This window comes from Paenalicyclobacillus ferrooxydans, from assembly GCF_001399675.1.
In the GTDB taxonomy this organism is placed as follows: domain Bacteria; phylum Bacillota; class Bacilli; order Alicyclobacillales; family Alicyclobacillaceae; genus Alicyclobacillus_B; species Alicyclobacillus_B ferrooxydans.
Genome location: NZ_LJCO01000107.1, coordinates 1 through 14,276, shown reverse-complemented (window position 1 = coordinate 14,276; position 14,276 = coordinate 1). Strand labels below are relative to the sequence as shown.

The 14,276-nt window shown below is 47.9% G+C and carries 14 protein-coding genes; 7 read left to right on the top strand and 7 right to left on the bottom strand.

Features of this window, described 5'->3' with window-relative positions:
- Positions 1-88: 88 nt before the first annotated feature.
- From AN477_RS22745 to AN477_RS22735, 3 genes are all read right to left on the bottom strand, one after another.
- Entirely contained in the window at positions 89-1,234 is a 1,146-nt protein-coding gene (locus tag AN477_RS22745) for a glycosyltransferase (protein WP_054971465.1), read from the bottom strand.
- 20 nt (positions 1,235-1,254) lie between these two features.
- Positions 1,255-2,445, bottom strand: a complete 1,191-nt coding sequence (locus AN477_RS22740) for a glycosyltransferase family 4 protein (RefSeq protein ID WP_054971464.1) — start codon at positions 2,443-2,445, stop codon at positions 1,255-1,257.
- A gap of 78 nt (positions 2,446-2,523) precedes the next feature.
- Positions 2,524-3,717, bottom strand: coding sequence for a glycosyltransferase family 4 protein (locus AN477_RS22735; protein ID WP_054971463.1), 1,194 nt, complete (start codon positions 3,715-3,717; stop codon positions 2,524-2,526).
- Positions 3,718-4,098: 381 nt separating this feature from the next.
- Between AN477_RS22735 and AN477_RS22730 the strand changes: the two genes are divergently transcribed.
- From AN477_RS22730 to AN477_RS22710, 5 genes are all read left to right on the top strand, one after another.
- Positions 4,099-4,776 (top strand): CpsD/CapB family tyrosine-protein kinase, encoded by a 678-nt coding sequence (locus AN477_RS22730; protein ID WP_054971462.1) that lies wholly within the window; start codon positions 4,099-4,101, stop codon positions 4,774-4,776.
- Between the two features lie 32 nt (positions 4,777-4,808).
- Positions 4,809-5,471 carry a YveK family protein gene (locus tag AN477_RS22725; RefSeq protein WP_054971461.1) on the top strand — a complete coding sequence of 221 codons (663 nt, stop codon included), beginning with the start codon at positions 4,809-4,811 and terminating at the stop codon, positions 5,469-5,471.
- Between the two features lie 74 nt (positions 5,472-5,545).
- Entirely contained in the window at positions 5,546-5,734 is a 189-nt protein-coding gene (locus AN477_RS25980; RefSeq protein ID WP_054971460.1) for a small, acid-soluble spore protein, H family, read from the top strand.
- 55 nt (positions 5,735-5,789) lie between these two features.
- Positions 5,790-6,275, top strand: coding sequence for a VanZ family protein (locus AN477_RS22715; RefSeq protein WP_054971459.1), 486 nt, complete (start codon positions 5,790-5,792; stop codon positions 6,273-6,275).
- A gap of 1,411 nt (positions 6,276-7,686) precedes the next feature.
- Positions 7,687-8,019 carry a hypothetical protein gene (locus AN477_RS22710; protein WP_054971458.1) on the top strand — a complete coding sequence of 111 codons (333 nt, stop codon included), beginning with the start codon at positions 7,687-7,689 and terminating at the stop codon, positions 8,017-8,019.
- Between the two features lie 268 nt (positions 8,020-8,287).
- Here AN477_RS22710 and AN477_RS22705 read toward each other — a convergent pair whose 3' ends face one another.
- From AN477_RS22705 to AN477_RS22690, 4 genes are all read right to left on the bottom strand, one after another.
- A complete protein-coding gene (locus tag AN477_RS22705; protein WP_054971457.1) occupies positions 8,288-9,244 on the bottom strand; it encodes a glycosyltransferase family 2 protein in 957 nt (318 codons plus the stop codon).
- Positions 9,245-9,450: 206 nt separating this feature from the next.
- A complete protein-coding gene (locus AN477_RS22700; RefSeq protein ID WP_054971456.1) occupies positions 9,451-10,836 on the bottom strand; it encodes a glycosyltransferase family 87 protein in 1,386 nt (461 codons plus the stop codon).
- Between the two features lie 71 nt (positions 10,837-10,907).
- Complete coding sequence (locus tag AN477_RS22695; RefSeq protein ID WP_054971455.1) at positions 10,908-12,035, bottom strand: glycosyltransferase; 1,128 nt, start codon at positions 12,033-12,035, stop codon at positions 10,908-10,910.
- Positions 12,036-12,345: 310 nt separating this feature from the next.
- Positions 12,346-12,969, bottom strand: a complete 624-nt coding sequence (locus tag AN477_RS22690) for a primase-like DNA-binding domain-containing protein (protein ID WP_169787945.1) — start codon at positions 12,967-12,969, stop codon at positions 12,346-12,348.
- A gap of 209 nt (positions 12,970-13,178) precedes the next feature.
- On the opposite strand from AN477_RS22690, the gene AN477_RS22685 reads away from it, so the two are divergent.
- Complete coding sequence (locus AN477_RS22685) at positions 13,179-13,802, top strand: recombinase zinc ribbon domain-containing protein (RefSeq protein ID WP_054971453.1); 624 nt, start codon at positions 13,179-13,181, stop codon at positions 13,800-13,802.
- Positions 13,803-13,908: 106 nt separating this feature from the next.
- A complete protein-coding gene (locus tag AN477_RS24875; RefSeq protein WP_157062133.1) occupies positions 13,909-14,052 on the top strand; it encodes a hypothetical protein in 144 nt (47 codons plus the stop codon).
- The last annotated feature ends 224 nt before the right edge of the window (positions 14,053-14,276 follow it).

The following is a 14,276-nucleotide window of genomic DNA, read 5'->3' as shown; positions in this document are numbered from 1 at the left end:
ACTTAGCCCCCTAAAACTGAAACAACGCGAGTTCTAAGCCGATATTCCGTTCCTTATTGTTCATTATAAAGAACAACGCAGTACGAAATCAACTATTTTGTCGATCAACCTCTATTTCGTCCAACAGGTTGGCAATAAATTCACCTGTGCTGTGAATCTGCCCCTCTTTATGAAAGAACTCGCCATCTCTCATCTTTTGTCGCTTTCTGGCAATGTCATCTTGGGTCACGTGATTCATGAAATCTGCAAGAGATTGAATGTATCGTTCATTCCAAGGGGACGCTCCAGAAATACGCCAGAACCATTCTATCGGTAAGTCATACGCCATCGGCAGTTGACCAGTTACAATGGGCAGTTTAGCCGCAGTATATTCACTGATCTTTGTGGTATAGCGAAAGTTTCCGACCCCATCAACAGACTGTGGCAAGCTGGCTACATCCATTGCAGCAAGATAATTGGGAACCTCGTCACGAGCCACTCGCCCGACGCAGAACACCTGTTGGTTGAGACTATCACCAGCCATTTCTTCGAGGAGATGCCTGCCATCACCTTCTCCTACCACAAGTATGGCCACGTCAGGACGGGAGATCTTTAAAATGGCCCGTACAAGTTCTGCCCCGTAACAGTAACCAACCCTTTCGTTCCAGTCTAATGAGCCGACAATGCCAAATACAATGGTATCATCCGAGATTCCAAGTCTTTGACGAACCGTCTCTCGTGCTTGGTTCATCTCCTGTGATGTTCTCACGAAAGGTGCCCATCCGGGTGCTGTCATGGCTCGCCGACAACCAAATGTCAATGCCCGGCCCGTTAAATACGGAGTCCAACCAATAAACCCCGCCCCCAGGCGATACAGGATTCGCTCGTATGCGGCAAACAGAATCCCAATGACTGGGTGAAACATACGAACGAACGGACCGACCGCATCCCCGCTGCTCACTACGTAGCGAGTACCAAAGAGTACTCTGGCCAAAATTACAGCGAGCCCTCCAGCAATTCCGGTCCCTTCCATCACGACGAGGTCTGGGCGAGAAGTCTTTAAATGCTTTAGCAACTTACGGAATGACTGCATTCTTCGTGACTTCTCGAACGGATACATCTCCACTCCAGTGGTACTCAGTAACATCGACAGACGCACAGCATCGTTACTTTGGCTTCCTTGAGTCGCAAAACCGAGTACCTTTTTTCTGTGTGGTTTAACCGCTGCATCCATGGACATTGCAGTCTCTGGCACGTGCGTTTCCTCCCAACCCATCAACCCCTGCTGAGCAGTGGATTATCACTCAAGTTTCTCGTTTCACTATCGGTAATTTCTTTATACAGTGCAGCAAACGATCGGTACGTTTTATCCCAGGTGTAAGCCTCAATACGGGTTCGGATGGCTTTTCCCAACCGTTTTACTTCGTCCGGAGAGCCAAGTATACGTTGCAGGGTTCGTGTAATATTGTCTTTATCTCGCTCCACAAAGTACCCCGTAATCCCGTGCTCAATCACATCTTCCGCCCCTCCCACATTCGCGACAACCATGGCTAAGCCACTTGCCCCAGCCTCTAACACGGCGAGAGAACAGGCTTCATAGTTAGATGGAAAAACAAAGATGTCACTCATCCGGTACCAAATTTCAGGGTTGCTTTGCCTACCAACAAAGTGAACACGGTTTCTGTAAATCTCTCGAACGGATTGGGAGAATCCATCCACATCTCCGGAACCAACAATTAAAGCATGGAGAGTTGGGTGGGAGGGAGCGAGATCATTAAATGCCTCAAGCATGAATCGAAGTCCTTTTCGCTCCCAATCCCCGCCGACAAAAATCAGGTACATTCCACTACCAGGCATACCATGTTGCAGTCTCAGTTTTCTCTTCTCCATCTGGGTGGCCGGATAGAATCGGTCCACGTCTACACCATTCGGTACAACCTTAACCTTGCCATCTGGATATGGGTAGAAATCCGCAAGCTCCTGGCCGACACGCTGCGATACCGGAATGAGGTACTTGGTCTGTTCTGGTCGGTAATTTAATTTTTCCATCCATAATTTGATTTTCATCCCAATCAGATGGTTTATCCTGTGCAACCGGGAAGGAAAACTGTGGCTGTCGCCAACGGCCTGTTGCCACCCCGCGTGACAAAAGTGGACAGTAGATACGTCGGCCTTCGTCAGCAAGATGGCACCGGTGGTATGGACGATGACGTTCTTCCCTAACAACCACACACGAATTGACGCATAGATAGAGAAAACGAGCGTCATCAGCGGAAAAGGTCGATGAGGTGCAGGTACGCGGACAAACCGCACCCCTTCCTTATCCTTTAGGCGCAATGTCGAAGCGACCACAACGACCTCGTAATCACGTTTCATGCGGTGAATCATCTCTTCAAGGTGCTTCTCCATGCCGCCGACTCCGCCAACATCATTAGCAACAAGCACAATTGTTTTTCTCATACTCATTCGTGAACCTCCTTTCTTACTCACAAGCAGCCGGAGCACCCAACTCCTCGGACTCGAGCCCAACAAACCCGCGTAGCTCTACCTCTCGGCAGCAACGTACGCCATCTGTTTGGCAGATACTCCAATAGCTGAATGAAACACGCTTTGGATTTGTGGAATAATGACATCCCACGTGTAATTTTCTAAGACATATTCCCGGCATCGCTCTGGCCCAGGCATCTCCGATGGATGACTCAAAACTGTTCCGAGACCTTCGACGAGGTCTGAAATTTCTGTGCCAGAAACCAAGAGATTTGGGCTCAATCCCTGGAGAATTTCCTGGGTTCCGCCGACACGCGTGCCAACAACCGGCGTCCCGCACGCCAGTGATTCCGTCGTAACCAAACCAAACCCCTCGAACGATATACTTGGTACAACAGAGAAATTGGCAGCCTGATAATATTTCGTGAGATTGTCATCTGAAACACGCCCGGCAAATATGACATGTTTCTCAAGATGCAACTCATCAACCAACCTTCTCAGCTCGCTTGCCAGTTCTCCCGTACCAACAACCACCAGAAGTATCTCTGAAAAGTCCTTCGCTAAACTAGACACCGCTTGAATGAGCCTTTCTAAACCCATTCGACGTGCTAATCTGCGAACACAGACTAAAACGGTTCGATGTGTTGGCAACCCCAGTTCAAAACGAACTTTCTCTCTGTCGGTCACCGGGTGAAATTTGTCAACATCCACTCCTCCTGGAATGACATGAATCTGACGAGGAGGCACATGGTAGTTGTCAATCAGGATTTGTTTGAATGATTCACTGAGCACAATAAAGCGGTCACTCTGTCGGTAAACGCGCCTCTCGATATTCTTCTGCAGCATAAATCGAACTTGCTTGAGGACACCGCTGTACTCTACAGCGGATTCATAAGCCCAGGGACCATGGAAATGAGTCACGACTGGCATATCACGCAAGGCCGGGTGACTCATGGCCCCCCACGCGTAATACGCAAAGTGAGGATTCCAAACATCATACTTTCCCTGCCCTAATTCTGCCCCAATCTCTGTTTTCCACAGTCGACGTATCGATAAGGTATCTGTTTGCTCTGAGTACACTCCACGTACGTCCGTCGGCAGGTCTTGGAGTGTTGCGCGGTTTCGTACCTGAACAACCGCTTTAAAATCGCCATCATGACGACGCCACGCGTCTAAGTAGTCTGCGAAATAGCGGGGTAATCCCCCTGGATTTTCATGAAACCATTCCATACCTGTTGCCAGAACTCTCAACGAGTCGCCCTCCCTGAAACACGGAATACCAGATTTGTTCTTATTTAAGCACAACACATCCGATTATTGTTGGCACACGTCAACCAGACCGACTGTGCACCATTGTTGATTACTTTTACTGCCGGAAATCCGTCTAAATCAGCCAAACTCAATGAAAGGGTTCGTCTGGCTTTACTTACAGACAGAATTCCTAAACCTAGTAGGTAGTATTATCGTGCGTTATTGTGTACAATTATAGCAGACAAACGGATCGCAAATCACTGCCTCGCAAGAACTTTCCCTTTTAGCTCGTTTTCAATATTGAACATTGACTTGGCCAGCATTTACAAGTACTATAATAACCGTTGTTCTTTATAAAGAACATAGATCGGAGTGAATGATTTGCCTGTTAAGACATCTCGAGCTTGGCCAATCTCCCAAACGCACCCGGAGTCCTCTTATGCAGAATCGTATAGAAGCATACTTACCAATATCGAGTTGCTGTCCATAAACGTCAAGAGCATCATGGTCACAAGTGCGCACCCAGGAGAAGGAAAAACGTCAACAGCCGCAAACCTTGCCATCGTTGCGACTCAAGCTTCTAAGCGGGTGCTTCTTGTAGACACCGACTTGCGCCACCCACAACTTGCCCAACGATTTGGGGTTGCGAATGAAGAAGGACTTACTAAGGTCCTTCGACAGGGATGTGACGCTCAAGACGTGATTGTCCCGACTGAAATTCCAGGGTTACACGTGTTGCCCAGCGGGGCCGTCGGACTCAACTCTCCGAGCCTCCTATCCAGCTTAGCGTTCACTTCTCTGGTGAATAGGTTAAAGTCCAAATACGACTTGGTGGTTTTTGATGCCCCGCCTGTCCTTCCTGTAAGCGACCCATTGGTGTTGAGCAGGAATGTAGACGGCATCGTTTTCGTGGTTGACGGAAGAACTACCAATCGTCTGGTTGCTCAACGAGCGTTGAAAGAACTCCACAAAGTCAATGGAACCATTATCGGAGGTATTCTGAACCGCGGTTCTTTTGAAAACGACCATTCCTATTATTATGGTTCAAGCGATATCTAACTGTAGCTGACTAACGACAGGAGGCATCACTTATGGAACTTCGGGAGTATTGGAGAATTATCCGGCGAAGCGTTTGGCTAGTTCTCCTTATGCCGCTTATTGCAGGTGCGGTGACGTATTACTACGCACACAAATCGGAAAGGCCAACCTACTTGGCCACGGCGACCATGCTTACTACCTCGTCCGCATCGCCAACCTCCGGATTGGACTCAACGACTTTGTCTGCAATTGTGACAAGCCAGGCGTTCGACCAAGCTGTGGTTCAGCAATTCCCAACACTAAGTTTGGTCCCCTCAGAAATTGGTAGTTTGATTCAGGCCAACAGCAGTGGAAACTTGATTTACATTACGTCCACTGGCCCCAATCAGCAGTTTGCTGCCGTCGTGGCCAATGACGTTGCACAAACCTTGGTTGATCAAGGAAGCGTCTTTCAACTCCCCAGTGCGCGCATCATCAATCCAGCAAGCAGCACTGCTCCTCCGACGTTCAAGAGTTCGAAAAAGACCATTGTTATGTCGTCCGCGATTGGGCTCATTTTGGCACTTGGCATCGCTTTTGTCCGAGAATATCTTGATATGAGGATTAAGACTGAAGCAGATCTGTCTAAGTTCTTGAATATACCTGTTCTCGGAACCGTCGCGGAGTACAAAATAAAGCCCTCTCGAAGACGAAAATCGGCCAAGGAAACTGGTTGAGACATTTCGTGTTCCTGCATACTTCCTTTGTTTTTAAGCATCCTTGATATAAGTAGTCATTTCACGGTTAAGGGGTGCTTACGATAGACATTCAACGAGCAAAAGACATTATCGCATCACCAAGCATTATTCCTGTCATGTTTCGCGGACATTCCATACATCTCGATAAAGTGTTTGAGATGAATGGCTATGTGAAGGGTCACTACCAAGATGGAACGGTGGTTAACGCCCCTGTTCAGGAGCTAAAGGAAGAAGAGGGCTGAGACATCTCAGCCCAATTTTGATTGGAAACCAATTCGCTCGGAATGAGGCATCGTCATGTCAACTGAAACAAGCTCGCGAACAGCAACTGCGGAACCAACAACAGCGCGAAAAATTCATATTGGCTTCCTCTTACTGCTGCTACTCTGGTGTTTGTTATTATTGATTGGCGTGTTTGCATCAAGTGTGGTGGCCCTGATGCATCTTTCTTCCCTAAGCTTTCATCTTGACCCACGGCCGCACTGGTCACAATTCTTCGCAATGGACTTTTATGCCCATCTAAACAACCGTGGCTGGATTATTACAAAAGCTGGCCATTTTGTTGGTTTTGGCATCCTGGACTTACTCATCACCCTGTCATTCAGGCGCCCGAACCTGTCACCATTCCTCGCATTCCTATTTGCAGTTACGACGGAACTGTTGCAGATTCCGTTCGGTCGTGATGGACGCCTGTACGATGTGTACATTGATACGATGGGTATTGCGGTCTTTGGCTTTTTCGGGACGCTGTGGCCGACACGCGACTCAAAAAATACGACATAGCGTCCCTCTGCGGTTACCAACTGTTGAATCTGTGTCGGTGGCCTTGTTGGTTTGCTTTATGGGTGTTACGTTGCCAGTTGTTGGTTCATACCCTGCGTTGGGCTCGTCCACCCTTGAATCACCTTCTGGATGGTCTCCGCTTGGTACCATGAATACTTTCATGAGGGTGTACTTTTGCTTGGCAACATAATGCGTTCTGTTCCGCTAATACCAAACGCACATGGTCATGCATATCGTAAGTTAACTAGAGGTCGAAGAATTCACTTGCCCCCGTAGACCACGCTTGCCGTCAAGCTGTTGGGTGGTCTTTTGGCTGCGCGCATTCTCGCTACCATTTCTAGCAACTTGACAGCGTTCTCCAACTCAACTCTCGCCGATGGTTGAGATGGATCACCCCGTTCCTGCTCCTTTCATGGAAGTGACCTCCAGGAACGCAAAACCACCCGCAGAACTATTCAGGGAATTCATGATGATGGTAGACAGGTTTAATTTCCAAAGTGTGAAGACACTTCTGTGTCGATTTCACTGGACCGAACATTCCAAAACGTATTCACAGTACGATTCAAAATCTACGTATATCGGTTCGCTCATCCTCAATTATTTGTCCAAGGATCCCCCTCGCCCCAACGTAAGAGTTGCGAAGATCGATGCATTGTTCGTATAAGACTTCATAAGCCCTTGCAAATGTTGGACCCTCGGTTGTAGCGCTCATCTGCAAACAACCGCAGGTAGTGCACGCTCAAGTTCCGCCACATACTCTATTTGTTCGGGTAGGTCGGCTTTCTGGCCAGTTTGCCGTGGAAAGTAATTTGTCACGTATTTCGTAAAACTCCGCTTCGTGATTCCTTGTCTTGAAGCCATCATTTCCAACTGGCAGTTATGTAGTCACGGCCAGCGTCACGGCATGCATCGACAGGTGCCCTTGGCGTGGCAACGAGGGTTACGGAGTAGCATCGGGTTCTACTCACCGGATTCAAGAGAATGGGCGACACAGAAACGGTACAGAAAGCGTTAACGACGATGAGTAGGGGGCTTCCATATTCGCTCCCGCAAAGCACCGCAGATGGACAATGTTGCAGAACCTGAGAAACCGACTGGCCGCAGCGAACGAATCATGAAGGAGCAAAATACCAATCCGTTGCTGCGACTATGGCACTGTCAAAGATCAGCTTCAACGTAGATACACGATGCATTTATTTAATGATAGGGTTCACCGTAACGCCTCTAAGTGCAACCTTTTCTCACCGTTGGGTCCCGAAAAGCCAAACAGCACCTAGCATCGGACACAAATCCTGTTTTAACCCCCAGAACCCAAGGCTAACGGCTTGGGTCTTTTGCGTTTGCGACGCACACAACGCATACAACCGCCGTGCCTTAGGGCGGCGGTAAGGCAAAAGGAGGACACAAGGAAATGACTAACACAGCTCAATGGTCGTTGTGTCACATCTCCGACGCCGACGAACCCGGAGACCACGTTCTGGTGGGCATGCGCCACCGAGACTTCGACAGCGTGCTTTTTATTCTGTTGCCCGACGGAGAGCAGAGCAACACCGACTGGTATGGAATTCCTAGAACCACTGGTGAGCGGCCCACCAGGCCCGTTTTGCTCTTCTCTAACGGAGAAAGACCTTCAGACGAGGCTTTGCGTAGGTGGCTCGAAGAACACACCGAGGAAGACTCGACTGAGTTTCCTCTCCCGGACACTTTCTGCGAGCCACCGAGTCAAGAGTCGTCGAGTGTCTAACCGTCCACTTAACATACCCACCGTTCCCGTGGTTGGACGAAGCCCTTCTCCGCATACGTTGGGGACGCTACTCTGACTGTGTGGAACTCGTGAACTGGAGAGAACCAATCCAAGACACTCTAGGCACCCATACGTACAGGTTCTTCCGCAGTGACACTGTAAGAGGGCGATTATAAGAGAGAGGGATGACAATGACGTTCCCTCATGAATCCGAACGGTGAAATTGAGTACCACTGGCCTCCGACGATAATCGATAGCCAGTAGCGACTTATCGAAAAATTGCTCTCTTCACACCACTTGTTACAATGCTTGGGTCATACAGCATCGCTCGTGAAAGATACAGTGCACCAAGAATGTAATGGTTGTTCGCTGCACACGTTGCTCCCATCCTATAGTAGTACTTTCCGCGCAACCGTCTCTTGAAAGCCTTCTGCTCGTATAGAGACATTTCTTTACAAAAAATTTGGTTAACGAAGTCCTCATAATTGAGCTCAAGTATTCCCTTATGCCTTCTCCGGGCATTCTCTGCAATTCGCATAAAATTAACCATTTGTTTCTCCGTATTGGCCAGTTGGAAGCTGTCAAGATGTTTTCTATATGAGAACAATTGGTCTGCAAGGCTAAGCGCTACGCCATGATCAGCCATGCGGGTCCAAAGCTCAGTGTCTTCGGCTCCAGTGTACGTATCAGTATAGCCCCCGACCTTGATGAAGAGCTGCTTATCAAACAGCACAGAGGAATGATGTAGTACGATAGGTTGGTAATTCTTCCTCAGCGACTTGAACTCTGAATATGTTTTGGGATTCGCGTCTAGGTCCGCCATAATGCGATCTTTTTCATTAACAATATACCCAGCCGTTCCTATGATTGCTAATGGTTCTCGATGCGACCAGTTGTTTCGGAAGTCGATTTGTCGTTGTAATTTATCCTCTGACCACAAATCATCTGCATCACAAATTGCTATCCAATTACCTCTCGCGTTCATTACTCCGTAAGATTTTGCATAGGCTCCTGCATTGCCATGCGGACCAGGATTATTAAGCAATTGCACCTTTTCATATTCGTTTGAATATCTCTCCGCAATTTGAAGAGTTTGATCAGTTGAGCCATCATCAACGATAATCACCTCAAAGTCTCGAAACGTCTGCGAAAGAATTGAGTCTAATGTTCGTTCCATAAATTTTTCTCCGTTCTTAACGGCCACAATGACACTAACCTCACACATGCAAACCCCCCTTTCGCAATTCGTTATGTTGCTTGAATACTTAACACTGATAAGCGCTTTTGTCTCGCAACGCACTCGTCAATGACAGGCACTATCCATTCGTCTTCTTCCCATTTTTTCAAAATCTGTTGTGAAGCTGGCCTACGGTATTTACTGAGCAGTAATCATATGGCTCCCTTATCCCTCTATCTTTGATTTTTATTAACTCAGATAGTATTAGGACGAACAAGTTTCTCTAAAGGCTTTTGTAGCGAACCATTATCGCTCGGGTAAGAACGACAAAGAGCACTCATGAATGACAGTAGCCCTACGAGAACTAACACTTGTTGAACTATAATAGATCTGAACTCCAATGAAATTGCGTATCCTCCTAGGGTGAGAAAGAGCCAAACAAAGGCCCATGCAAATTTTCTTTGTTTCTCAGAGCGGTCACCTTGCGTGGTAAAAAGTAAGGCAAGTACTAAGATGATTGGCGCAGTCACTTCCAGCAATAATTGATGCAGTGGAGTGAGGAACCCAGTTATGCCTGAATATAGAAAAGAGTTACATAGGACTAGAAAAGCGACTATGTTTTCAGAAATTTGCATTTTACGAAGGCGAACTATTATAGGGAATATTAAGATTAGCACGGAATAGTCTTGATTGAAAGCGAACGTTGTTGTCACCAGGCCAAGCGTAATTGCTATCCCAAAATCTAAGTCGAGTTCTCTTCCTTTTGAACTATGCCAAGACCTAATAGACAACAGCAATGCTCCAATATCTATTATTCCTACTAATCCCTTAGCATATGTTTTGTAAGGTCCAAGCAATTCGTGCAATAGATTAAGCCATGTTATCTGACCTGAAGCAGTCAATGCCCACTGCTGCTTGTCCGGCAGAATGGTGCGTATCCATTCAAACACATAATGAGTGTAAGGAAGCGAAACGATAATAAGACATATTCCACCGACCGCGAGTCCCATGAGCAGAGCAGTTTCCCGTCGAGTCACTATACGATAAATGTAGTAAACCACGACACCCAGAACCAGATGTGGATTAATGAAACTGACACAAAGGACCAACCCCGATAAAAATAACTTCTTACGCCGCATCAACATCCAGCTCAGCAGCAAAGAGAAAACTACAACCATGTCTGTTTGTCCATTATCGAAGATAAATATGATGGGATTAAACGAAATTAAGCTCATTACTCCAATCATAAGAGAGAAATAACTCCGCGGTATATTGGAAATCTCCATGATGATTAAGAGACTAAGTATCATTAAAATCAAAGAAATGACCAACCAAATTAACTTTGCAATGTGAAAAGGCATGAACGCAAACAAACGCATCAACTCTGCCAGAAATATCGGACTGACGAAATCCATGGTATGCCCAGTTAATTCTATAGGTAACGGAATTTTGGACAGTGCACTATATGGGTCTAGACCAAGGTTTAGCGCTTTCCCAGCTATCCAAAATGCCGAGAAATCCCGAGTCGTAAAAAATGCACTATGAATAAATCGGGCCAAGAAGCCAACTAATAAGATAAGAAAAGCTATTGTTACTATTGTAGTTCGAGATTTTTTATGAACTAGAAGACTACTGTTCATTTTGACACCTCTATGGCATTGATTTTTATGAAAGTCCAATATTGAAATCTCAACTTGTAACACATAAGCCTTTAAGTGGAACTGGCATTTCTTGTTACAATAATCTTTTTTAACTTCCCTTCGTTCCCCGACCAAGTAAACCTATTATTTGCCCAGTAACTCCAAGCCGTTGCAACTATAATTCCAACAAATTGCCCGACAAGTTCATTCCAGTGGAGCCATACCGCTATTTGGGCGAATAAGCCCGTTACCCCAATTCCCAAAGCTGAGATTGCAACAAATGTTGGGAATTTCAATATGCGTCTCCACATTGTGTTATGGGTGTACCCTTTCCAAGTGAATCTGTCGTTCCAAAAGAAATTGCTCCCCATTGCTATCAGTGAGGCCCCCACTGAAGACGCGGCATAATGATGGTGAAAGAGCCGAAGTAGAATGGCTAGAACAATTAAGTTAACTAATACCCCCGTCGCACCAACCAAGCAGAACATTAAAAATCGACGGTCCTCCGGGCTACGTCGCACCATTCGAACTACATGTCTCAAATAGTTCCATTGTTCCTGAAGACTCATCTTAGATTCGCCAACGCTTCTCTGAACGAACTTATAGGGTACCTCATGAACAGTAGAGTAGTTTCCCTGAACGAGTACCTCCATAAGGATTTTCCATCCGATGGGGTCTAGAGTCACGCCTTCAATAACCTTTCTGTTAATGCCGAAATATCCACCCGTACAATCAGAGATGTTCCTTAGCCTTTGGATGGTTAATCTCCCTATCACTCTGGCGGTCCAGGAGACCAGTTTCCTTAAGTTGTTCAAACCACCGTCAGAACCGCCATCAATAAAGCGACTAGGTATTACTACCTCTGTTCCCTTATCCAGGGTCTCAAGAATTTTTGGCAAAAGTTCCGGTGGATGCTGGAGATCAGCATCCATCACGACGATGTACGTCCCCGATGAATGAGAAAAGCCTTCAACGACTGCAGTAGCTAGTCCGGACTTGCAATCGCGGTGAATGTAATGAACCTCTGTGTAAGTCTTAGATAATTCATCTAGCCGCTTTTGCGTGTTATCTGTGCTATCATCTATAAACCAAATTTCAAATGTCTTTTCCGATACACTAAGCGATTCTCGTATCTTCGTAGTTATAAGACCAACATTCTCAAATTCATTGAAAGTTGGAATAATCACGCTGATGTCCAACGATTAACCTCCAATCATTGTCATATAGTTCATTATAAAGAACAAAAATACACTGTCAATAGAACACAACAGGGTTTAGAGCGCTCGCACAACAACAAGTCTATGTTCCTCCTGCTCATGCCCAAACCACATGCAGTGGCGGAGAGTGGAAGTTCGCCGTGGGCTTTTTCTTGGACTACGTTTTTTTCGGGCAGGGGGGACTTTTTGTTACTCCCTTCGTTCTTTTTCAAAACCTCCACCACTCGGAGATCTCCGTTTTGTTGGTGTGACCTCGGCGGAGCTGGGCGAACCCCTCGACGCTTCGGAACGTCTATTCCATCTCTTTGCTAGGTTGTCGCACTTCGCTATCGCTCCAGCTACGTTCTGGTTTGAGCGTGACGCCGACAACTTGGTCAGCTCCGTTGCTCTTGTCGTGGCCGATTTCGATCCGTTCCTCCCTGCAGGCCGTCCGGAAACTCTCCCAAAACTTCTTGTGAGGGATGCCGCCCGAGTTCTCGTGCCCGTTCGTGCGGCACCACTTCGTGTACGCGTCACTCACCGACCTGTGGCTGGCTCTCCCTTCCGGGTTCACCGTGAAGCACTCTCCCACGAACGCGAACACCAGGCTCAGATTGGCCTTGAACTCGTCCAGTGCGGCTTCAACCGCCGCCGACTCGGTGAACACGTAGCCGTGGGACCGGAGCCTCGCCAGCCCCGTAAGTGCCATGTTCCGTACGCCCGGAAACTCCGGAAGCAGCGCTTCTGTGAGTCCCTTGTCTGCCTTCGAGCCAAGGAACTTGCGGTTGAATGGGAGCACGATCATGCCCTGCAGAAAACCTGAGGAGCGGTCACGGCTGTAAGGCAGGTTGTTTGCCGCAAACACCATCTTGACCGTCGGGCGGAACGTGAACGCCTTCTCGTACTTGACGTTGGCACGAATCGGGTCGCTTGCCAAAGAGATCGCTCCGGGCTGGTCGACCAAGCTCCGAAAGGGAACCAACAAGAACCCCATCCTCGTGGGAAATCACACCCCAATCATCGACCGGGAGCTTTTGGACAAGGTACGGGCCCCTCTACGACGTGAAGGGTGGGAAGCCATCCCGTGTCTTCTCTGGCAGGTACCCTCTGACCGGAATCATGCGTTGCCCACAGTGCGGCTAAGGGATGGTCGCACACAGGAACAAGAAGAAGCGGGCAGACGGCTCAGTGGTCATTCGGAGGTACTACGTTTGCGGCAGTTTCCACACGAAAGGGAGTGCGGTCTGCAAGTCAAACGGAGCCAACGCCGACCATGCAGAGATGTTTTTCACAGACCGACTGCGTTCGGCCCTGACTAAACCATCCATCCTGCGTGACGTCGCCGGAAAGATTAACGAGAAGCGATCCGCCGGAACCAAGCCATTGGAGCTTGGATTGAAGTCGGTAGAAAAGACGCTCGACGGCCTCAAAGCGAAGCAGGCTAAACTGTACAGCCTTTTTGAGGAGGACGGAATTGACAAGGACGCGTTAATGACCCGGCTGAACGAACTCAAGGAACAGTTCGACCGCTTGTCATCGAGAAGGGCGGAGCTATCGTTTAAGCTAGACGGGCACGGAACCGCTCCTGTTCCTCTGGTTGTCGTGAAGGCCATCCTTTCGTATTTTGACCGACTGTTGGACTCCTCCCCACCGGACAGGCAGAAGGCACTGCTTCACCTGCTCATCCGAAGGATCACGGTGGACCGAGGCAAGATAGACAAGATTGGGCTTCAGATTGACGAAAGGATACAACAGAGTTTTTTAAGATAAGGCCCCTCCGGTTCGCCGGAGGGGGCGTTTAATTGTGAGGGGGTGTTTCCGCTGACACTCTCTCTGTGACAAGAGAAACCATTGTACTGGAAAGGAGGTGACTAAAGTGCAGACACGTAAGCCCACACCGAAATCCAAGAAAACGTTCGAAGCGACGGCCAGCCTTGGCCCTACCAAGGTGAAAGTGAGAAACGACAAGCAGCCTGTCTCGGACGCCTTTGACCGAATCCTTCGCAGAATCTTCCACTAATGTTCATCAAAACCTGTGTATGCCGTTTGGGCTCGTGCATCGGGCCTTCCCGCTTTTGCGAGCCATCAACCGCGAAAAGGGTTGCATTTACTTGTGATACGGTTCCCCCCGTCTTACTAAGTAGTAAAGCGTCGTCATAGTCGAACCAGAAGGTGATTTTCTTAATATCCTTCCGATTGGGTTCGACTTCAATTTTCTTTATAACCGCTCGTATCAGGGACTTC